The organism is Segatella copri, from assembly GCF_019249655.2.
Lineage (GTDB): Bacteria > Bacteroidota > Bacteroidia > Bacteroidales > Bacteroidaceae > Prevotella.
The window spans coordinates 3,025,256-3,046,221 of sequence record NZ_CP137557.1 but is presented as its reverse complement, the minus strand read 5'-3'; the positions used below and the strand labels follow the sequence as shown (position 1 = coordinate 3,046,221).

Annotated in this window: 16 protein-coding genes; 11 read left to right on the top strand and 5 right to left on the bottom strand. The window is 48.3% G+C overall.

Features of this window, described 5'->3' with window-relative positions; genetic code table 11:
• Positions 1–97: 97 nt before the first annotated feature.
• Together KUA49_RS12480 and KUA49_RS12475 are read right to left on the bottom strand one after the other, a co-directional pair.
• Positions 98–652 carry a glutathione peroxidase gene (locus KUA49_RS12480; protein WP_218411666.1) on the bottom strand — a complete coding sequence of 185 codons (555 nt, stop codon included), beginning with the start codon at positions 650–652 and terminating at the stop codon, positions 98–100.
• A gap of 873 nt (positions 653–1,525) precedes the next feature.
• Positions 1,526–5,695, bottom strand: coding sequence for a response regulator (locus KUA49_RS12475; protein ID WP_218411667.1), 4,170 nt, complete (start codon positions 5,693–5,695; stop codon positions 1,526–1,528).
• A 654-nt stretch (positions 5,696–6,349) separates the two neighbouring features.
• Here KUA49_RS12475 and KUA49_RS12470 point away from each other — a divergent pair.
• Both KUA49_RS12470 and KUA49_RS12465 read left to right on the top strand, forming a co-directional pair.
• Entirely contained in the window at positions 6,350–7,636 is a 1,287-nt protein-coding gene (locus KUA49_RS12470) for an IS1380 family transposase (protein ID WP_118354577.1), read from the top strand.
• 222 nt (positions 7,637–7,858) lie between these two features.
• Positions 7,859–8,608 carry a hypothetical protein gene (locus KUA49_RS12465; protein WP_218413596.1) on the top strand — a complete coding sequence of 250 codons (750 nt, stop codon included), beginning with the start codon at positions 7,859–7,861 and terminating at the stop codon, positions 8,606–8,608.
• Between the two features lie 103 nt (positions 8,609–8,711).
• Here the strand turns inward: KUA49_RS12465 and KUA49_RS12460 are convergent, their stop codons facing one another.
• Positions 8,712–9,956, bottom strand: coding sequence for a hypothetical protein (locus KUA49_RS12460; protein WP_218413597.1), 1,245 nt, complete (start codon positions 9,954–9,956; stop codon positions 8,712–8,714).
• 790 nt (positions 9,957–10,746) lie between these two features.
• Between KUA49_RS12460 and KUA49_RS12455 the strand changes: the two genes are divergently transcribed.
• From KUA49_RS12455 to KUA49_RS12415, 9 genes are all read left to right on the top strand, one after another.
• Positions 10,747–11,334: a hypothetical protein gene (locus KUA49_RS12455; protein ID WP_218413598.1), complete on the top strand. Its 588-nt coding sequence runs from the start codon at positions 10,747–10,749 to the stop codon at positions 11,332–11,334.
• The gene (locus tag KUA49_RS12450) at positions 11,324–11,833 is read left to right on the top strand and encodes a hypothetical protein (protein WP_318331613.1); all 510 of its coding nucleotides are present in this window, start codon (positions 11,324–11,326) and stop codon (positions 11,831–11,833) included. The genes KUA49_RS12455 and KUA49_RS12450 overlap by 11 nt, the downstream gene beginning before the upstream one ends.
• A 109-nt stretch (positions 11,834–11,942) precedes the next feature.
• Positions 11,943–13,106 (top strand): IS4 family transposase, encoded by a 1,164-nt coding sequence (locus KUA49_RS12445; RefSeq protein WP_218413642.1) that lies wholly within the window; start codon positions 11,943–11,945, stop codon positions 13,104–13,106.
• A gap of 139 nt (positions 13,107–13,245) precedes the next feature.
• The gene (locus KUA49_RS12440) at positions 13,246–13,812 is read left to right on the top strand and encodes a hypothetical protein (RefSeq protein ID WP_218411866.1); all 567 of its coding nucleotides are present in this window, start codon (positions 13,246–13,248) and stop codon (positions 13,810–13,812) included.
• Between the two features lie 409 nt (positions 13,813–14,221).
• The gene (locus KUA49_RS12435) at positions 14,222–16,390 is read left to right on the top strand and encodes a bifunctional DNA primase/helicase (RefSeq protein ID WP_218411865.1); all 2,169 of its coding nucleotides are present in this window, start codon (positions 14,222–14,224) and stop codon (positions 16,388–16,390) included.
• Positions 16,391–16,422: 32 nt separating this feature from the next.
• Positions 16,423–16,845, top strand: coding sequence for a hypothetical protein (locus KUA49_RS12430; RefSeq protein ID WP_218411864.1), 423 nt, complete (start codon positions 16,423–16,425; stop codon positions 16,843–16,845).
• Between the two features lie 577 nt (positions 16,846–17,422).
• Positions 17,423–17,878, top strand: a complete 456-nt coding sequence (locus KUA49_RS12425; RefSeq protein WP_256624765.1) for a D-Ala-D-Ala carboxypeptidase family metallohydrolase — start codon at positions 17,423–17,425, stop codon at positions 17,876–17,878.
• 77 nt (positions 17,879–17,955) lie between these two features.
• On the top strand, positions 17,956–18,060 hold the full coding sequence (locus KUA49_RS12420; protein WP_203040274.1) for a smalltalk protein: 105 nt from the start codon (positions 17,956–17,958) through the stop codon (positions 18,058–18,060).
• 393 nt (positions 18,061–18,453) lie between these two features.
• Positions 18,454–19,056: an HU family DNA-binding protein gene (locus KUA49_RS12415; RefSeq protein WP_218411862.1), complete on the top strand. Its 603-nt coding sequence runs from the start codon at positions 18,454–18,456 to the stop codon at positions 19,054–19,056.
• 101 nt (positions 19,057–19,157) lie between these two features.
• Here KUA49_RS12415 and KUA49_RS12410 read toward each other — a convergent pair whose 3' ends face one another.
• Positions 19,158–20,210 (bottom strand): DNA/RNA non-specific endonuclease, encoded by a 1,053-nt coding sequence (locus tag KUA49_RS12410; protein ID WP_218411861.1) that lies wholly within the window; start codon positions 20,208–20,210, stop codon positions 19,158–19,160.
• Between the two features lie 128 nt (positions 20,211–20,338).
• A complete protein-coding gene (locus KUA49_RS12405) occupies positions 20,339–20,590 on the bottom strand; it encodes a type B 50S ribosomal protein L31 (RefSeq protein WP_203040277.1) in 252 nt (83 codons plus the stop codon).
• Positions 20,591–20,966 lie beyond the last annotated feature (376 nt).

Below are 20,966 nucleotides of genomic sequence, written 5' to 3'. Positions count from 1 at the left end.
GCTGCTCACGCAGGCTGGCTTTTTTATTTTTCAAGCTAATTTTATTAGCAATAAAATTGAACTAACAATCTTTTTGACTTAACAATCTAAAATACTTTTATGCATTCAGCCACTCTTCGATGGCCTTGGCAATTACGTCGAAACTGGTTGTTGGCTCGAAGCGGGCTACAACCTGACCCTTCTTGTTGACCAGGAACTTGGTGAAGTTCCACTTAATGTCAGCGCTCTCCTTATAGTTAGGGTCTTCTTCAGAGAGCATCTTGTCGAGCACAGGGTAGAGCGGATGGCTCTCGTCCCATCCAGCGAAACCTTTGCATTCCTTGAGGAACTTGAAGAGGGGAGCGGCATCGTCGCCATTCACCTTAATCTTCTTGTAGCGCTGGAATTCCGTGCCGTATGTAAGCTTGCAGAACTGATGAATGCTTTCGTCAGTACCTGGTGCCTGCTGTCCAAACTGGTTGCAAGGGAAGTCGAGAATCTCGAAACCCTGCTGGTGGTATGTCTCATAGAGCTTTTCCAACTTCTCATACTGAGGGGTGAAGCCACACTTGGTAGCTGTGTTAACGATGAGCAGCACCTCGTTGGCGTACTCTTTCAGGGAAACATCCTTTCCCTTTCTGTCCTTAACGGAGAATTCGTAAACGGTTCTCATTTCTTATTTATATATTCTAATTTTATGTTACTTCTTAAAGCCCATTTGCAGGGCAGTTTTAAAAACTAACTGCAAAGGTAATACTTTTCTTTCAGAAATCATCATACATTGGTATAAAATTTCTAAAAAAATAGAAACAAAAAAGGCTCCGGCAATTTCACAATCCCCGGAGCCCTTCCCTTCCCCTAGAAAAAAAGAACGTTAGGGGAAGTTACGATTAATCTATCATTTAACTTTTCTAAGAACTTGTGCAAAGGTACAAACTTTTTTTGAATAATGTATCATTTACAACTAAAATTTTCCTAAAATTGTAGTTAAAAAGCCTTAATTACCCTTTTTGTATGCACTTTAGACCCTTTTCAGGTACTTTTATACCCTTTTTCTGCATTTCTAAGCCCCATTTCAATCCGTTTAAACCCTGTTTACGACCACATAAACAATATATAGATTCAAGTTTCGCAAGTAATCTCCGGTCCCCGAAGGGGGCCAACTTTCAATAACCGCTGGTGGAATGACCGAAGGTCATGGAACCTGCGGACAACCAACAGGAGGGAGAAAGCGTCCCCGAAGGGGGCGAACCACATCCAGTCTTGCTCCTGTTCGCCCCCTTCGGGGACGATAAGAGAGTATCTGTCAATATCCGCAGGTTCCATTCCCTTCGGTCATTCCACCCGCGGTTATTCACATTCGCCCCCTTCGGGGACGGTAGAATGCTACTTGCGAAACTTGAAAATATATAGATAAGGCACGGATTTCACGGATTACACGGATTGAGGGCGCTCATGTAAGTTAAGCGATTGTCTTCTCATAAAAAATCCGTGTAATCCGTGTAATCCGTGCCTTAAAACTCCAAAGTACAGACTTCCTTATCCGTTATCTGGTACGTTCACGATATTCCGTAGGAACGATGCCCGTTTCCCGCTTGAACACCTTGGAGAAGTACTTCGGATCGCTGAAGCCCACGGCGAATGCCACAGACGAGAGCGCCTCGTCGGTATCCTTCAGCAGCTCGCAGGCTCTCATGATTCTCACATGCCTTACGAAATCGATAGGCGTCATGCCCAGCTGCTGCTTGATCTTGAGGTAGAGCACGCTTCGGCTCATGCCCATCGCGTCGGCGATGTCATCAATCTTCAGGTCTGGCGAGTCTATATGCTCCGTCACGTACTTCAGAATCCTTGCCGTCGTAGCATCGTTGATCTGACTTGCCATGAAGGCAAAGTCGCTCTGTTCGCGCTTCAGCCTTGTCTTCTCCTCCTTCTCACGTTCCTTCTCCGTGATTTCTCTGGTTATCTGGCTCAGCGTCTTCTCCGGTTCATTGGCAGAAGAAGCTATCAAGCCGCCGTTCTGACCATCGTTCAGGGCATTGTTCAAACCGTTGTTCAGAGCATTGTTCAAACCGTTGTTCAGGGCATTGTTCTTGCTGCCGTTTATACCGCTGCTGATGCCGCCGCTCATGGCTTTGCCTATCAGATTGCCCGTATGCTCCAGTTTCTGGATCATTTCCTTCTGCAGGTTGTGGCGCTGCTTGAGCACGGCGCTGATTCTACCCAGCAGGTATTCTGTAGAGAACGGCTTGGTCATGTAGGCATCCACACCCATCTCGAATCCCTTGAGTCGGTCTTGCACGCTCGCCTTTGCCGAGAGGATGATGATAGGAATCTGCGAGAGTTCGTGATCCTGCTTGATTTCGCCAACCATGGTGATGCCGTCCATCACCGGCATGGTTACGTCGGTGATGATGAAGTCTGGCAGTTCGGTGCGCGTCATCAGCAGTCCCGCCTTTCCGTTTTCGGCAAGCAGCACGTTGTAGTGTTCAGAGAGGATGGTGTAGAGGTACTTGCGCAGGTCTTTGTTGTCTTCCACCACCAATACGGTGTGCTCCTTGCTCTGCTCCTCCCTTGCCATTTTTTCCTCTTCGGTCATGTTCTCTTCCAGTTCCTTCTCAGCCTTTTCGGCTTCTGCCAGGAATCTTGCCACGTTCTCGTCGTTGATCTGTCCTGAAATCTCGTCCTCTTCATTCTCGGTAGAGTCCATGTAGCTTACGCCGCCGGTGTTCACCAGGGTGTCGCCGCTTGTCTGACTTCCGTCCCTGTTCATCAGGGTAGAGTTGTCGTATCTCAGAATCTTGTTGAGCATGTCGAGCATCTCGTACGAATTCTTCAGGGCGATGGTAAGCATCTCCCTTCCCTTTCGGGTGATGCCGTGTTCCGTGTCGAGCACTTCCTTCAGCGGTCCTCCTATCAGGGTGAGCGGCGTGCGCAGCTTGTGGCTGGCGTCGCTGAAGAAGTCGTTCTTCATCAGGCTCATCTCGTGGCTCATCTTCTCGCGCTGGTTGCGGTTGTAGATGTAGAAGATGCTGCCCACGATGCACATCAGCAGGATCACCATCAGTATTTTTCCCCAGATACTCTCCCAGAAGGTAGGTCTTACCTCGATAGGCAGCTCGGCTACGTATTTGCTCCATACGCCGTGCGAATTGGTGGCCATCACCTTGAGCACGTAGTTGCCGCTGGCGATGCGGTTGAAGGCGATGTAGTTTCTCTTTCCCAGGTCTATCCACTTGCCCTCAGGGGTATGCCCGTCAATGCGATAGCGGTATTTCGTGTTGTATTTGCGTGAGTAGTCGAGCGATGCGAAGCTGATGCTCAGGTTTCGCTTGTTGGCAGGAATCTCCACCTTTTCTTTATGCAGGATAGGTTCCGATGCGCTTTCGCCCGTATAGTGCAGCATGGTAAAGATAATGCGTGCCTGGTATGGGCTCTTCTTCATCTTGGCAGGGTTGAAGGTAAGGCTGCCCATCGGCGTGCCCACGGTTATATCGTTGGTGCCTGGGTCGTGGACAGGGCGTGCCTCGGTAAACGACATGTTGAAGTCGAAATCGTTAGGGCCGAACACTTCCGTCGTTCCCGTCTTCGGGTTATAGAGGTCGATACTCGATTCGCGTACCACCCAGAGGTTTCCCTGGTTGTCTTCCACCATGCTCTGCACGATGCCCTCGTCGTAGCTGATGTGTCTGTTGATACGGGTCTGCAGGTTGTTCTGCAGCAGGTTTGTGCTGCTGATGTTCTCCAGTGCTCCGCCCAGCTGCGATATCAGGGTCTGCCCGTTGCTGTGGCGCATGATGAAGTATATGTCGCTGGCTGATATCGAGTTGGAGTCGTTTTCTATGTGCTGGCTGGTAAAGAACTTCATCTTGCCTGGTGTGCTGAAATTGTCGCCGAAGGTAATCAGTCCTTCGGTGGTTCCCACCAGAATCTCTCCCGTAGGGGAGCAGAAGATGCGTCTCACCTTCTGGAATTGCTTCTTGGGCCAAGGCATTCCGTTGTTCTTGCTTACAAACGATATCTGACCCGTGGCGCTCTGCTTCGCCAGCACGAGTCCGCCGCCATAGGTAGCCAGCCATATTCTGCCGTGGCGGTCGACTGCTACGTCAAATATGTTGTTGTCGGGCAGCGAGTTCCGGTCGGCAGGGTTCATCGTGTAGTGGGCCATGCCCTGGCTGGTCCGCACAAAGAGACCGTCGTTCCTGGTGCCTATCCACATCTTTCCCTCGGTGTCGAAGAAGAGCGCGAAGATAGGCGACTGGCAGAACTTCACCTGCTGTGGCACCACCTGTCCGTTAGGTGCCAGGTATCCCACCTTTTCATATCTGCTGTTGCTCACCTGGATGATGCCGTTGTAATATCCCGTCCAGTGGTAACCTTCGGGGGTGTTGCAGAGCGAGCGTACGTCAGATTCTCCCTGGTCCAGCCCGTTGAGGTGGTATTGGTGGTCTTTAAAGGCCACCTGTGTAAGGTCGTGCGTACCGCTTATCCAGAGGATGCCCTGGTCTGAGAGGCAATATTTCTTGATTGTAGGCACACGGAAGTTGCCCGAAGAGTTGCTTCGCAGCAGATAAGGTACCAGTTTTCCTGCCTTACGGTCGAAATAGCTGAAGGTTCCGCCATTGGGCACGAGCCAGAGGGTATGGTTTTCATCTTGGGTGATGAAGAATTTATCCGATTCCGTGCGGTCGGCAGGGTCGGGCTGGTCGGCGAAGAGCCACGCCTTTCCGCCCGTTTTCGGGTTCACCAGGGTTACGCCCATGCCGTCGGTAAACACCCAAACCATGCCGAAGTCGTCGGTATAGATGTTCTTCACCTCTGCCATAGGCTGGCTTGGGCTCTGCACGTTGATGAGTTGGGTTTTAAAGTTGCGCGGGTTGTAGATTACCAGCCCCAGGTTGGTGGCTATGAGCAGCTGGTAGCCGGTGTTCTTGAGCTGGTTGATGCGTGTAACGCCTTCTGGCATCGGAATCATGATGAGTTTTTCTCTCTCATCGAAAGCGGCGAGTTTGCCGTCGGGTGTAGCCAGGAAGATGTTTCCACCCACCTCTCTGATCCATTTGAATGGGAGGGGTGTACTGAAGTGGTGATTGTAGATGGTGGTTCCCTTTTCGGTGAGAATCCACTCACGTCCTTTCCCGTCGCTCCAGATATGCCATACTCTTCCGCTTCGCAGACCATGTTCTCCCACCTTGATGAGTTCTCGGCTGACTTCCTCCTGTTGCGATAAGATGGCTCTGATGATATAGTTTCCGTCCTGGGTGGTAATCCAGGTGCTGCCGTTTTTGATAGGATACAGTTGATCCACCTTCAGTTTGATGCCAAACTGCTCGTTGATGCTCTTTTCGGTGTTGCGGAATCTGCAGTAGTGGGTGCTGTACAAATAGAATTTTCTATCCGAAGTAACGCACCATACGTTGTTTCTTGCGGTGGGATAGATGGCGATGATTCGGTTGGATGAGAGCACATCTTCTCCGCCGGGTTCATCTCGGAAGGTATAGAAAGAGTATCCGTCGTAGTAGGAGAGTCCGTTCCAGGTGCCGAACCACATCAGTCGGTCGGATGCCTGCTTCATGTCAGAAATGGTGTTGGCGGCGAGTCCGTCAACGATAGAGAATTTTCTTACGTCGCAGTAAGGCACAGCCGTCATGCTTAGGGTATTGGACATGATGGCGATGATAGTTACGATGATAGAGAGAAAATATCTTTTATTCATACTTTGTCATTGTTTTGATGCATTGTTTTGTTTCGATGCATAGTTTTGTTTGATAATTGGCACAAAGGTAGTGTATTTTTTTGAGAAAAGCAAGAGATAGTAGGGAAAAACTGTTGCAGAATAGGGAAATTCCCCTAATTTTTTCCACTTTTCCCTTTGCAGGGTGTAATTTTTGGTATATCTTTGCATCAGAATTCAAGAAAGAACATATAAGTATTGATAACTGAAGTTTCACAAGTAGCATTCTACCGTCCCCGAAGGGGGCGAATGTGAATAACCGCTGGTGGAATGACCGAAGGGAATGGAACCTGCGGATAGTGACAGATACTCTCTTATCGTCCCCGAAGGGGGCGAACAGGAGCAAGGCTGGATGTGGTTCGCCCCCTTTGGGGACGCTTTCTCCCTACTATTGGTTGTCCGCAGGTTCCATGACCTTCGGTCATTCCACCAGCGGTTATTGAAAGTTGGCCCCCTTCGGGGACCGGAGGTTACTTGCGAAACTTGAATTGATAAGTATACCTAAATTCCGCAGCATTTTAGTTTAACTTATTTTATAAGTACCTGAGCAACAAAAAGTTGCTCAGGATTTTGCCATGTCAGATTTTTCACCTATCTTAGTGTTGCAAATCAAAATATGTATCAAACCCGACAGACATGGCAAAGGTAGCAATAAAATCTGAGAAACTCTCTCCTTTTGGAGGAATTTTTTCAATAATGGAGCAATTTGACTCCAATCTCTCATCTGTAATCGACTCAACCCTCGGTATGAGATGTAGGCTGTATGGTTATCAATACAGCGAAATCATCCGTTCGCTTATGAGCGTTTATTTCTGTGGCGGCTCATGCATAGAGGATGTCACCACTCATCTGATGTATCACCTCTCGCTTCATCCGACACTTCGCACATGCAGTGCCGACACGATTCTCAGAGCCATAAAGGAACTGACCCAGGATAACATTTCCTACACATCCGACACTGGCAAGACCTACGACTTCAACACGGCAGACATGCTGAATACACTGCTCCTCAATTGCCTATTGTCCACAGGGCAGCTGAAAGAGGGCGAGGGGTATGACGTTGACTTCGACCACCAGTTCATAGAGGCTGAGAAGTTTGATGCGAAACCCACATACAAGAAGTTTCTCGGGTACCGTCCAGGTGTGGCTGTCATTGGCGACATGATTGTCGGCATAGAGAACAGCGACGGCAACACTAACGTTCGTTTCCACCAGAAGGACACGTTGAGGAGATTCTTTGAGAGGATTGAACAGAAAGGATTGACAGTCAATCGTTTCAGGGCAGATTGCGGATCCTGCTCAGAGGAAATTGTGGAAGAGGTCGGAAAGCATTGCATGACTTTCTATATCCGCGCCAACCGCTGCGGTTCGCTCTACGATGACATCTTTGCACTCAGAGGGTGGAAGAGAGAGGAACTGGGCGGCATTGAGTTTGAACTGAACTCCATTCTTGTTGAGAAATGGAAAGGGAGGGCATACCGTCTTGTAATCCAAAGGCAGAAGCGAATTGACGGTGAGATTGACCTGTGGGAAGGCGAATACACCTACCGCTGCATCCTTACAAATGACTACGAGTCTTCCGAGAAAGAGATTGTCAAATTCTATAACCTCCGTGGAGGGAAGGAACGCATCTTCGATGAAATGAATAACGGATTCGGCTGGAACAGGCTTCCAAAATCCTTCATGGGAGAAAACACGGTGTTTCTTCTGCTTACGGCACTCATACGCAACTTCTATAAATTCATCATGGCGAGGCTTGACGTGAAGAGGTTCGGACTCAAAGCAACAAGCCGCATCAAGGCGTTTGTCTTCAAGTTCATCTCTGTGCCAGCCAAATGGGTCAGGACATCAAGGCAGTATGTGCTGAATATCTATTCATGCAACAACGCTTATGCTGATGTGTTCCAGAATGACTTTGGATGACACCGACAACTTATGGTCGTGATTTTGCGTATTGCCTCAAGTCGCATGGTGGGGTAAGGGGATTTAATGCGTCTTTGTGGCGATTTTTGCTGCGTTGCACCCTCTTTTGCCACAGTGTCGCTACCTTTTTGACCTCTGTGTCATCTTATGAGGGCGGTTGCGGATTTGAGGGTATATAAAAAATAAGTATATAAATAAGTATATAAGAAAGGATATAAGATAATGAAGAAGATGAAATCAATCTTGATGTTGATGGCGATAGCTGCGGCATCATTCACATTTACGAGTTGTGACGACGATCCATGGGATGATGGTCATTATTGGCACGACGACTATGGCTGGTACGAGGATTACAACCAGGGTGGCTGGGGTTGGAACCAGGGTGACTGGAACCAGGGTTCAGGCGGTTCGCAGAACAGCCAGCTCATAGAAGAGGCCCAGACGCTGGTGGGCAAATGGTATGGCCCGGTGACCTACAGTTACATCAACGATGATGGCGTATCCCGCGGCAAGGATGAATTCTATGCCACCATGATATTCTACCAGAGTGGCAACAGGAAGAATGCGCTGAGCGGAAGTGGTGTTGAGATTGACGAGGTGTATGATGGGAAGGGCGAGGTAGAGGATTCGCAGACCTTGGAGTTCACCTGGTATATCGACAACAATGGTGATATCTATATAAGGTATGCCAAGAGTGGAGCCACCTTCGTATTGGATGCCGGTGCCAGCCAGACGGGTTTCCATCTGGGCGAAGAGCAGGGCAGAGACCGCTACACCTTCTATGGTTATATGATAGGCGTGGGTTCAGCCAAGGGCGACGTCATCACCTTCAATTTGGAGGAGCAGTATACGGGATTGGCAAAGAAGGCTACCAGAGCTTCTGCGGCAGCAGCATCAGTGAATACCTTCGGCAAGGCTTCGGGCATCAAGAAAATGACGGGAGCAGAAAAGAGATTGAATGATAGAAGATAAAAAGAAATCCGCTTTCACGCATGATAGTCGTGGAAGCGGATTTTTTATTGGTTATCCTTTGATAACCGGAATGTTTCTGAATCTTACAGAAAGATTTGTAATCTTACTGAATCATCTTCTTGCCAGCCTTGATCACTACACCCTTGTAGCTCTTGCTTACCTTCTGACCTGCGAGGTTGAAGATAGGAGCATTGTCAGCAGCAGATGTTGTGATGTTGGTGATGCCGGTAGAAGTGCCAGGTACAACTTTCTGGGTAGGGAGAATCTCTGGAATACCCTTGAAGATAGCGCCATAGAGACCTGTTGCGGTGTAAGTTTCACCCTCTGTGAGTTCTGCAACGCCGCCCACCTTGTTGAACTTGTCGTAAATCATAATCTTCTGCTCGCCGTCGTTAGCGTAGTAGTTGAACTTGCCTTCCTGATACTCTTCCTTGCTGAAAGTGAAGTTCTTGATGGTAACGAGGTCGTTCAAGTACTTGTTGGCGATGAGGTCGGCGATGGTAGCCTCGATAGGCTGAGCAGCTTCTTCGCTCTCGGTAACGGTGATGCTCTCATCGTCTGTACCTGCATTGGCTGTGAGGTAAGGAACGCCATAGTTGTACTTCAAATCTACCTTTACCTTACCTGTAAGGATGCTGTTCACTGGCATGTTGAAGCCGAGTGTACGAAGCTCGATGGCTGTATCGCCCTCGCGAACATAAGTATTGATGGTTCCCTTGTACTCGTTAACGAAAGTAACCTTAGCGTTGGTAAGAGTGAGGTTGAGGTTCTTGGTATCCTCTTTGTAGTTAGCCAAGAGATCTTTCACGCTTGCCACGTCGGTGTAGGTAATCTCTACTGGTGGCTGAGGAGTTTCACCTTCGCCGAGAGTTGTTACTGTGATAGCAGAGATGTAGAGAGCAGCCTGAGCTGAGTTCTTGTATGACAAAACGATTTCGCCAGCTTCCTCGCCCTTGAATTCAGCCTCGGTCTTTGTTGTAGTTACGGTATATTGCTTACCGAAAGCCTTACCTCCTACAGTAACATCGAGTGTAGCCTTGATGCCGCCGGCACCTGCAGTTTCAACTGTAATAGCAGTGATTTTGTCCTTGAAAGCAGCAGTTGAGAGAGTCAAAGTAGTAGCTGGCTTTTTCTTGCTACCAAACTGCTGACCTTTTCCGTAGTTTTCATCGAATCCGAAGTAACCTGCATCTGTAGTAGCAGTCCACTCAATACCGCCCAAATCTGCGGTTTCACCAGATTTTCCAAATGCTTTTTCAGTAAAACTGTAGGTGTAGGTTGCTGCGAAGCTAACGCTCGCTACGAGCGCGAAAACCAGTGTTAATGAATAGCGTAGTAACTTTTTCATAAGCTAATTTTTTAATTGTTAATAATGTTATAGAATGATTTCTTAGTCATTTCTGCTGCAAAGATACAAAAAAAAGCGATAGGGTCTATAAATTATGTGTTAAAATTCAATTAAATATCTCTAATATATGGATTGTTCCATCGGTTTTCTTTTTCCCGCCATTTTTTTCTTCCTGCCGGTTTCCCTTCAACCGTCCCCGAAGGGGGCGAACTCCTAATAACCGCTGGTGGAATGACCGTAGGTTATGTAACCTGCGGATCAGCTGGTGCTCTCTCCCCATCGTCCCCGAAGGGGGCGAACCGCATCCCCTCTTTCTCCTGTTCGCCCCCTTCGGGGACGGTAGTGTGTGTGGTTTTCTGCTTTCCGCAGGTTCCATTCCCTTCGGTCATTCCACCCGCGGTTATTGAGAGTTCGCCCCCTTCGGGGACGGTAGTGTGTGTAGTGTTCTGCTTTCCGTAGGTTCCATTCCCTCCGGTCATTCCACCCGCGGTTATTGAGAGTTCGCCCCCTTCGGGGACGGGAGGGCTGGATGCTGCTTTGAGGAGGGCTGGATGCTGCTTTGAGGAGGCTGGATGCTGCTTTGAGGAGGCTGGATGCTGCTTTGAGGAGGTTCTATTAATTTACTTTCTAAATGCTTGAGTCTTATTGAAAAGTATATTTACGTTAAATGCTCAATGAAATATTCTCGGTTCTGTTAATGAAATAAAAAGTTTCGGTTATTAAGAAACCCCATTTCTAGTGCTTATCTCAGTAAAAAGTTGTTATTTTGCTGAAATTTAATAACAAAATTATGAAAAGTGAAATTAAACAACAACTAAAGAGAGTAATGGTAGGTACACCTTCAGACCATGAGATGCAGATTCTCAACCATCTGATGACTGACTTGAAAGACCAGCGTGAACGTGATATCCTGCACCTGCTGAAGAAGGTGGTAGGGGTAGGCAATCCCGTTACAGAACAGGAATTTGCTGAGCTCACCTATATCGACAAGAAAAATGTGGGTAACTATCTTAATCATACTGCTCATCCTAGCCCTTTGGCCATCAAGCGCATCGCTTATGGACTCGCCTTCTTCTGGGAAATCCTGGAAGATATCTTTTGGCAGGATGAAAAGAAATTGTTGATAGATAAGGGACTGGTTACTGAGTTGAATAATCCTCTCCGCAGGCAAGTGGCTGAAGAAAAATTGCAACAGCAGTTTGTTGCTCTCTTCGGTATCGCCGGTCAGAATGCCGTAAAGATTATCACTTCCGAGAAGTGGCATAAGGAGTGTGATGCCAAAGTCTTGATCAAGGCTCAGCTCTATTCTCTCTATATTCAAACTCCTAGAGGAAAAAATAAGTATAGAATTTTAAAAAATAACGCTAATGGAAAGTAATAATTTAATGAATGGTGTCCCCAATGGGAACCAAATGATGGATGGAAATGGTGTCCCCAATGGGAACCTTCCTGCAAAAAGAAAGAAGCTGCAACCCGTCAGCAACTGCGTGAATATCTACGACTTACGCAAGCTGATGGGCAGCTGGAAACAGGCGGGGGTTACACCCTCTCAGCTTTATAAGTTGCTGCGACTCTATCTGGGAGAGAGCGACTGGATGGATGCCGACGGCAGATATCCTAACAGCAATCTCTTTCAGATAGCCAAGGGGATGAAGTTTGATTCCGTGCCTTCGCTCTATAAATGCATCCGCCATAGTGCAGGGTTCGGATTCATTTATTACGGAGAGATTCAGGATGTGCAGCATCTGAAATTCTTCTTTTCAGAGTTGTGGCATCAGGCTGATGCGGCAGAAAACGATGAGGTATTTTCCGATACTCCTCAAATCGAGGTTTTAGGCGATGTTAATAATAATATTAATATCACTACTGTCCAATAAAAAAGGGCAATTCGATCTTTGAAACAGTTGAATTATAGTCTTTTATGCAGTATTTTGCAATGAAACGGACTTGATTTTGTAACTTTGCAGCCAAAAAGAATTGGCTACTATGTTTCAAGACAAATATGTTTTCGCTCAACTTACTGCATTTCTGAATAGAACTCAGTTCAACAACTACGTACGCAAGTATGATGGCAACCGATACGTGAAACACTTCACTTGCTGGAACCAGCTTCTTGCAATGATGTTTGGGCAACTGAGCAATCGTGAGAGTTTACGTGACTTGATAGTTGCGTTGGAAGCTCATCGAGCTAAGCAATATCATCTGCGGCTTGGACGTAATACTATCGTAAAAGCAACTCTTGCTTATGCCAATCAGACTCGTGATTACAGGATTTTCGAAGACTTTGCATTCTATATGATGAAGGAAGCTTGCAAAAAGCGAGAAACCAACATTTTGAATATACCAGGAAAGAAGTATGCTTTTGATTCGACAACTATTCCGTTGTGTCTTGCAACTTTTCCATGGGCAAAGTTCAGAAGTAAGAAAGGAGGAGTCAAAGCACATGTCTTATATGACGTAGAAGCACAAGTTCCAGCTTTCTATACTGTGACCACAGCATCAAAGCATGATTCTACAGCAATGTCTTCAATTACGTATGAACCAAATAGTTACTACATTTTCGATAGGGCTTATGATACTTTCAAGGAACTTTATAAGATTCATCTTACAGGTTCCTACTATGTAGTCAGAGCCAAAACGAACTTGAAGTACAAAATGGTAAAATGGAAGCGAAGAATGCCAAAGAATGTACTAACTGATGCAGAAGTAAAACTAACAGGATATCTTTCCGAAAAGAAGTATCCTGAATCATTCAGATTCATTCGATACTACGATGAAGAAGATGATCGTGAGTTTACTTTTCTGACGAATGCAAAGCATCTTTCTGCGTTGGATGTCGCGAATCTATATAAAAAAAGATGGTTGGTTGAACTATTTTTCAAATGGCTAAAGCAGCATCTTAAGATAAAGAGATTCTGGGGCACAACGAAGAATGCTGTACGCATACAGATTAGTGTTTCCATTATCACTTATTGTCTCGTGGCTATTGTGCACCATGATATGCAATTGAAACGCTCGACATATGAAGTTTTGCAGATTCTAAGCATTTCATTGACGGACAAAACCCGTCTAAGAGATCTATTTGATAAGACTATTTTCAACGATGTCAAAGAACTCGATTATCCCCTTTTTAAGGGACTATTTGATTAATTAATTAACGTGTCCAATTTTTATTGGACACTAATGTATTAATATTAATAATAAATATAATAATAAATATCGCCAGAAATCGCAATTTGAGGAGTGCGATGCAAAATCCACCTCTTACGACCTGGCTTTCACCCACTTCATGTTCTTCCTCAAGTCGGATTCGGGCGCATGGGAGAGTATCATCAAGGATTTGGATGAGAAGTGTATGAGTTATCTGGAAGACAAGGACAAGAAGGAGAATGAGGACCAGGACCTGCTGATGATGAAGGTTCCTTTCGGGGAGCATTCCGTAAGTCTTGCCACCATGCGATACCTTGAGGTATATGTTAAGAATTACATGGCGGGCAAGAAGGAAACGTTTTTAAGAAATAGCGATGAGGGGAATAAAATCTGGCTCTTCCGTGTGAGGAATTTCCCCTTCATGAAAGATAATGTCAGGAAAGCGGCGCTGGATATTCGAAGAGAGGTGGCTGCCGATGGCTTTAATATCATCCGAGAGAACCGCCCCCTCTGCCCGTTTGAGTATCAGCAGCCCTCTTCGGGCCAGCGCCTCTACGATTCCTTCGAGGCGCTGGATGCCCAGGGAAACATCCTGCCCGATGCCTCGAAGGAGAGCGTGGGCAAGTATATCCCGAAGGATGCACCGCCAAGACCTTCGGCTCATGCTGAGTGGGACAACGACTACCAGCAATGGGTGGAGGAATAGATTGTGCCGTGAAAACACACAACCGAACAACAGAGAGTATATTTTTACTAGAGAGTTTTTAACCTAAAAGGTTTTTAACCAGAGTTTTTTTTATCTTAATCAATCAAGTTTTGCAGGTTTCGCAAGTAACCTCCGGTCCCCGAAGGGGGCCAATTTTCAATAACCGCTGGTGTAATGACCGAAGGTCATGGAACCTGCGGACAAGCCTCAGGAGGGAGGAATCGTCCCCGAAGGGGGCGAATTACATCCAGTCTTGCTCCTGTTCGCCCCCTTTGGGGACGATTAGAGAGTGTATCTGCTATCCGCAGGTTCCATGACCTTCGGTCATTCCACCAGCGGTTATTGGAAGTTCGCCCCCTTCGGGGACGGGTGGATGCCACATGTGAAACTTCAGTTAATAAAAAGAATTATGAATAAACAATCATCGAATGGATTCCAATCATCGGATGGAGTTCAACCAGACTATGAATTCCAGGAGAAACCTTGGTACACCGCCTATGACTTTGAGGCCTTGCGCGACAAGATGACTCCTGAGGAAATGGAGATTTACAAGGAGGGTAAGGATATGCAGAAGATGCGCTCGCTTACCATCACGCTGCTCAAGCAGTTGCAGCACAGATCGGAGCAGAACATCAAGGTGAGATGCCCTAAATGCGGCAAGAATGCATGCTGCATCAAGGTGGAGAACGGACTCTTCCTATGCTGGAGCTGCGACCAGGGGGCGCAGTTCAAGGGACAGCTGCATGAACTCGCCAAACTGAAGCACTCGGAGGGCAGCAGCATCGATGCCGGATATTACCTGCGTGCCAACGCCGACGCCAAGCACAAGGCCGAACCTGACTATACGCCTATGGTTGACGATGACTATGAAGAAATTGACGAGAAAACCAGAAGCATGATTTTCCCACTAGAAGACGAAGAAGAGGGAAAAACTGTTGCCCAGTCTGTCATCTCCGCCCGATACATGGTGAAGCAGTATCTCAAGGATATGGGCATTTCGGTGGAGACGGCGATGAAGGCGGGCGTATGTTGCGGATACATGTCGCACAAGGTGGATGATGCCCAGAACCACGACCCCCAGGGATACGAGCAGGTGGCCGCCATCGCCTACTGCAACCGTGTGTGCGGCCGCATCGTGAACGTGAAGATGAGAAGCGTGGCCAAGGATCCCCACGGCGGATACATCAAGGATTTCTGGCAGAAATCGCCCACGCAGCCCTGCGCCCCTTACGGAATCGACTGCATCAACCCGCTGAGAATCAATGCTGAACCCATCGACCGGCTCATCATCACCGAGGGCGAAAAAGACCGGCTCACCCTGATGCAGTGCGGATTCCCCTACGTTATCAGCGTGGCAAGCGGATGCAAGACGGATATCAGAAAGAGCCACGAGGCATTTGCCGAATGGATTGCTCAGGCGGAGGAAATCGTGGTGTGTGGCGACTCCGACCGCCCCGGCAGGGGACTGGTGAAGCGACTGCTTAAGTTCTACGCCGACCAGGCTACCCTTGCCGAACTGCCCGGCCGCTGCAAGGACATCAGCGAGGTGTATGCCCGCTATGGCGCCGAAACCGTGAGGAAGATTATCCTCGGAGCCAAGGAGCTGGGCATGGAGGATGTGTATGCCGCCGAACAGCATGCCGACGACATCAAGCGCGTGATGCTGGGACAGTATGACCACGGCTACAGCATCGGCATGGGGCCGCTGACCGACCGCGTGTTCCATCTCACTTCCTCTGGCGGACTGGTGGTGGTGACGGGCATCCCTAACTCGGGAAAGACGGATTTCCTGAACTGCATGATGGCGCATCTCATCTTCCACTGCCACAAGCGCGTGGGCTTCTTCTCGTTCGAGTTGCCCGACAAGGCGAAGCATTTCACCAACGTGGCCCAGGTGGGTGTGGGGGTTACCAGTTTGCAGAAATGGGTGCAGAACGTGCGCACCCGAGAGTTGGATCCCGAGCTGGAGCGCACCCGTCTGGACCCTCTGATTTCCTATCTGGGCGACCACATGGTGGATTTCACGGCTCAGAGCGAGCTGCCTACGCCTTCGTATATCGTGAGGATGGGCGAGCGCCTGCGCCGCAAGCACGGGTTGGATTTCCTGGTGATAGACCCCTACATGTTCGTGGCGATAGACGAGGGCAAGGAGCGGCTCACGGAGACGCAGCAGGTGAAGGAGTTCCTGACCAAGGTGCAGTCGTGGAGCCGCAAGCACGGCGTGTGGACGTTTGTGGTGGCGCACCCTAGAATCCAGCACAAGGACGGCACGCAGGGCGACCTGGATTTCTATGAGATTGCGGGCAGTGCCAACTGGGTGAACCTGGCTGATTTCCTCTTCTCGGTGAGACGTGTGATTGATCCGAATCCGAATTCGCCGTTGGCGGTGAACTACACGGTGATGAAGATGATGAAGGTGAGAGACCAGCAGCTGAGCAGTCTGGGTGAGGTATATTACACGCGCCGCGAGTGTGGCAGATATGAGGAGCGTGCGTCGCAGCAGGAGTGCGAGGCGGAGTGCCGCAAGGAGGTATTCCCCGAGCACGACATGGGTTCGTGGCTGAAAACCGCCCTATAAACTTTAAACTATAAACTATAAACTAAGATTAGATGGATAGGAAAGTATATAATGAGCGTAAGTCGAGGGCTCAGGCACTGATGCTTTCGGATTACGAGTGGTTGCTTTCGCAGAAGGGTCTGTATAAGTGGGCGAGGAGCAAGTGTCTGCTGCTGGAGTGGGTGAACGATGTGGGCTATTATATAGCACCGATGATGGAGGGTGACGGGCTTCATCAGCATCAGGGGATGTATGATGAGTTGATGCAGCCCAAGACGTTTTTGAGGCTTTACCAGGAGTGTTTCGAGGCGTTGGGGATGGAGGCTCCTCTTCATCCTTCGTCGGCGCTGAGCAAGTTGCGTGCCAGGGAGCAGCGTCAGGGTATCAAGCCTGATACCATCACGCTGTTTTACATGAATCTTCTGGATGGGGTGGAGGAGTGTAGGATTATCGAGCGGCTCATCAGGCTTGTTTGAAGCCGGGTGGTGCATCATTAAGAATTGATGTAAGGCTTATTTGAGGTTGGTTGAAGCATTGTGTAAACTTTACGTAACGCTTCTTTGCGGTTAGAATAGGCTTGTTTGGCGAGGCTGCCCTAAAAGCTGCCCTCAAAGCTGCCCTCAAACTCTTGACAGGAAGCGATTTTTTTTGTATCTTTGCACCAGAATTCAGAAGCAAATCTGTTTTTAAAGATAAGTTACTGAAGTTTTGCAAGTAGCATCCTGCCGTCCCCGAAGGGGGCGAATGTGAATAACCGCTGGTGGAATGACCGAAGGGAATGGAACCTGCGGATAGCAGACATACTCTCTATCGTCCCCGAAGGGGGCGAACAGGAGCAAGACTGGATGCGGTTCGCCCCCTTTGGGGACGCTTTCTCCCCTCTGATGCTTGTCCGCAGGTTCCATGACCTTCGGTCATTCCACCAGCGGTTATTGAAAGTTGGCCCCCTTCGGGGACCGGAGGTTACTTGCGAAACTTGAACAAGTTAGTTGTAGTAATAGTAGGAATCAGTGTTTAGGTAACAGACTTTGAGACCTGCAAAATTTAATGTCTATGGAATACACCAGTTTGGAAGTGGAGAGGATGCATCAGATGCTCCTCTCCCCCCATTTTGCCCTTGGGGAGTTTTTACGTTCGGGCACCGCCATCAAGTATGGCATCGACAACACGCCGCAGCACGCCATCGTGATTTCTCGATTGATGCTGCTCTGCGAGTGCGTACTTGAACCCCTGCGCCAGCATTGCGGCGTGGTGGTGATTACCAGTGGATATCGCTGTCCGCAGTTGAACCTCGCTGTTCACGGCGTGCCGGGCAGTCAGCACACGCTGGGCGAGGCTGCCGACATCTTCATCTCCAACAAGGAGCAGCTGGAGAAGTTCTCTTCCTTTATCCGCGACCATTGCGAGTTCGACCAGATGATTCTGGAACCCCAGGGCTCGGAGCACCGACGTTGGCTGCATGTGAGCTATACGCTGCGCCGCAGGAACCGGCATCAGATTCTGATGTGAGTGATTCGAATGATGTGAATGCGTTGATTGATTATTTCTACGATGAATGATATTTTAAAGTTTAATAGTTTAATACGATGAAAAAAGAGACATGGAAAGCTTTGATTCAGGTTTTGATTTCCGTGCTCACGGCGGTTTTAACCTCGATGGGGGTTAGCTCCTGCATGAGCGTGGGGAACTAAGAATGAATTGTTTGATTTGTGTTTTTGATTCAGGTTTTTGACTTGGATTATTTGATTGAGTTTTAGTTTTTAATTTTTTGTTTAACCTTTAATTTTTTACTGAAGTTTCGCAAGTAGCATTCTACCGTCCCCGAAGGGGGCGAATGTGAATAACCGCGGGTGGAATGACCGAAGGGAATGGAACCTGCGGATATTGACAGATACTCTCTTATCGTCCCCGAAGGGGGCGAACAGGAGCAAGACTGGATGCGGTTCGCCCCCTTTGGGGACGCTTTCTCCCTACTATTGGTTATCCGCAGGTTCCATGACCTTCGGTCATTCCACCAGCGGTTATTGAAAGTTGGCCCCCTTCGGGGACCGGAGGTTACTTGAGAACCTTTAATTTTTTTGATTATGAGTGTAAAATACAGAAAAGTAGTGAACAATCGTAAGGGTTCCAAGACCCAGGGTAAGATCTATGGCCGTGCCGTAGTGAGTGACACCATCTACACCAAGAAGCTGTGTCAGAACATCCGCGACCGCTGTACTCTTACCGAGCCTGATGTGGTGGCTGTGGTCAGCGCCCTGGTCACCGAGGTGACTACCCAGCTTGCCTTGGGCAACCGCGTGGTGCTGGATGGTTTCGGATCGTTCAAGGTGGGTCTCAACACTTCGCCTGCCGACACCGCCAAGAAGTTTACCTCTGCCAATATCGTGGGCATGCACGTCATTTTCCAGTCGGCCATCGAGATGCAGCAGGGCAAGCGTGTGAAGACTCTGCTCAAGGACGTGAAGGTGGAGGAGCTTGTGGAGTACAAGGGCTTGAACGATTCCGCCGGCAACTCTCCATCGGGCGGCTCTAACGCTGGCGGAAGTTCTAATCCTGGCGGCTCTAGCGCCGGTGGCAGCGGCACCACGGGCGGCACGGGTTCTGACTCCGGCACCACCGGTTCCGGTTCGCAGGGAGGCGGAAAGGACACGGGCTCGGATGGTGACAGCTCCGACGTTGTCATCTAACCTTCGGGTTATTTGATGAAGTATTAAAAAAAAGAGGGTGTGTCATAAGTACATGACACACCCTTTTTCTTATGCTGTTATCTGATAGCATGAATGCTGTTTTATTTCGATGACTTGAATCCCCAGAGGTTCTTGATAGCCTCCACATCCTGGGTCTCTACCTTCTTCTCGATATCATCTGGCAGATTGCAGAAGAAGTCGATGCCGGTTTTGTCTTCCAGCGTCTTGATGTTCACCACGTAGTTGCCCAGCAGGTCGCTCTTGTCGAACGCCTTGTTCTCGTGCAGGAACCAGTAGCCGAAGGCACTGTAGCTATACTGCTTGGTCTTCTGGTTATACTCCTTCTTCAGTACGGCAACGAAGAAATACTTTGGCACAGGGATGTAGCCCGGCAGCTTCACGTCGCTTGATGCACCCTGCTTCTTCCATCCCAGGATGTTGCTCTCGCTGCCCACCGGGTCGATGGTACCGCCCTTCACGATGAAGAGGGTATCGGTGTCAATCTTCGGAGCCAGCTTGCGCAGTTCATCCTCCATCTTATACCAGGTGCCACGCTGGTTGAAGTTGCTATACTGTGGCTGCATATTGGTCATGAAGAAAGTCTGCTTCTGCTGGGTAAGGTTCAGCTTGCGGTCGGCAGAAGGACAGATATGACCGTGGTCGAATCCCTGCTTGGTTGGGGTAGGGTCTTCGGTGAAATCGGTGATGCCCCACTGCTCCTGCAGGTCGGTATCCCATGGATACTGGCGCTCGCCCTGAGCAGGTTTCCATCTATCTACGTTAGATGCTGTGTTTCCGGTGTGGAAGGTATAGCAGCTCCATCGCTGGCTCTTCATGTCGTCGTCCCATTCGGTAGAGAAGTTCACCATGCCCGTGGTGTTATCCATGTGCACGATGGCGTAGCTGCTGCCGTTGTTCTTGAGTTTCGGGAACTCCAGACCGTTGATGGCGTTCTTCACCACGGCAGGCATATTGGCTGTAGCCACATTCTTGTTGGCATTGCTCTTGTCGGTTGATTCTCCGGTGCCGCCACCAGTATTGTCACCCTTGTTTTCCTGGTCAGGGAATCTGAACTGCAGGGAGTCGTCGGTGCCGCAGGCAGAGAACGTCATGGCTGTCAAAAGCGTGAGGATGAGTAGTTTGGTATATTTCATAATTTTCGTAATTCTTGTTAATGTTTTAAGTTATAAAAGAAAAAAAGTGCATTCCGACGTATATGCAACTACGACGGAACACACTTCCTATCTTTCGCTGATAATATATCTTTAATTAAAAAGGTATATTACTTCTTCAACTTGCCGTAACGGTTCATGAAGCGGTCAACGCGACCAGCAGTATCAACGAGCTTGCTCTTACCTGTGTAGAATGGGTGAGATGTGCTAGAGATTTCAATCTTAACTACTGGATAAGTCTCGCCCTCGAACTCTACAGTGTCGTTAGTCTTGCATGTTGACTGAGTGAGGAACATATCGCCGTTAGACATATCCTTAAATACTACAGGACGATAGTTCTCTGGATGAATACCTTTTTTCATTTTTTCTTTTATTTATTATTTGATGATTAAAAAATAGACGTCATGGGGAAGCTTTCTCCTCATTTCATGTCCCTCATCGGGGCATGCCCATTATAGCCTGTTAACAATTTCAGGGTGCAAAGTTACGCTTTTTTCCTGAAACCACCAAATTTTTCTTCTTCTTTTTAAGAAATATTTTGGAAATAGGATAACTTCCTCTTATTCTTGACTCTAGAAACTACAGTTAACGCCTTTACCACGAAGAAATTCGTAGTCACGCATGATCTGTTCTTTTCTTTCTTGAGAAACTGGGGTTGGATTAAGCATCCTCATTTCAAATCTCCGGTCCCCGAAGGGGGCCAACTTTCAATAACCGCTGGTGGAATGACCAAAGGTC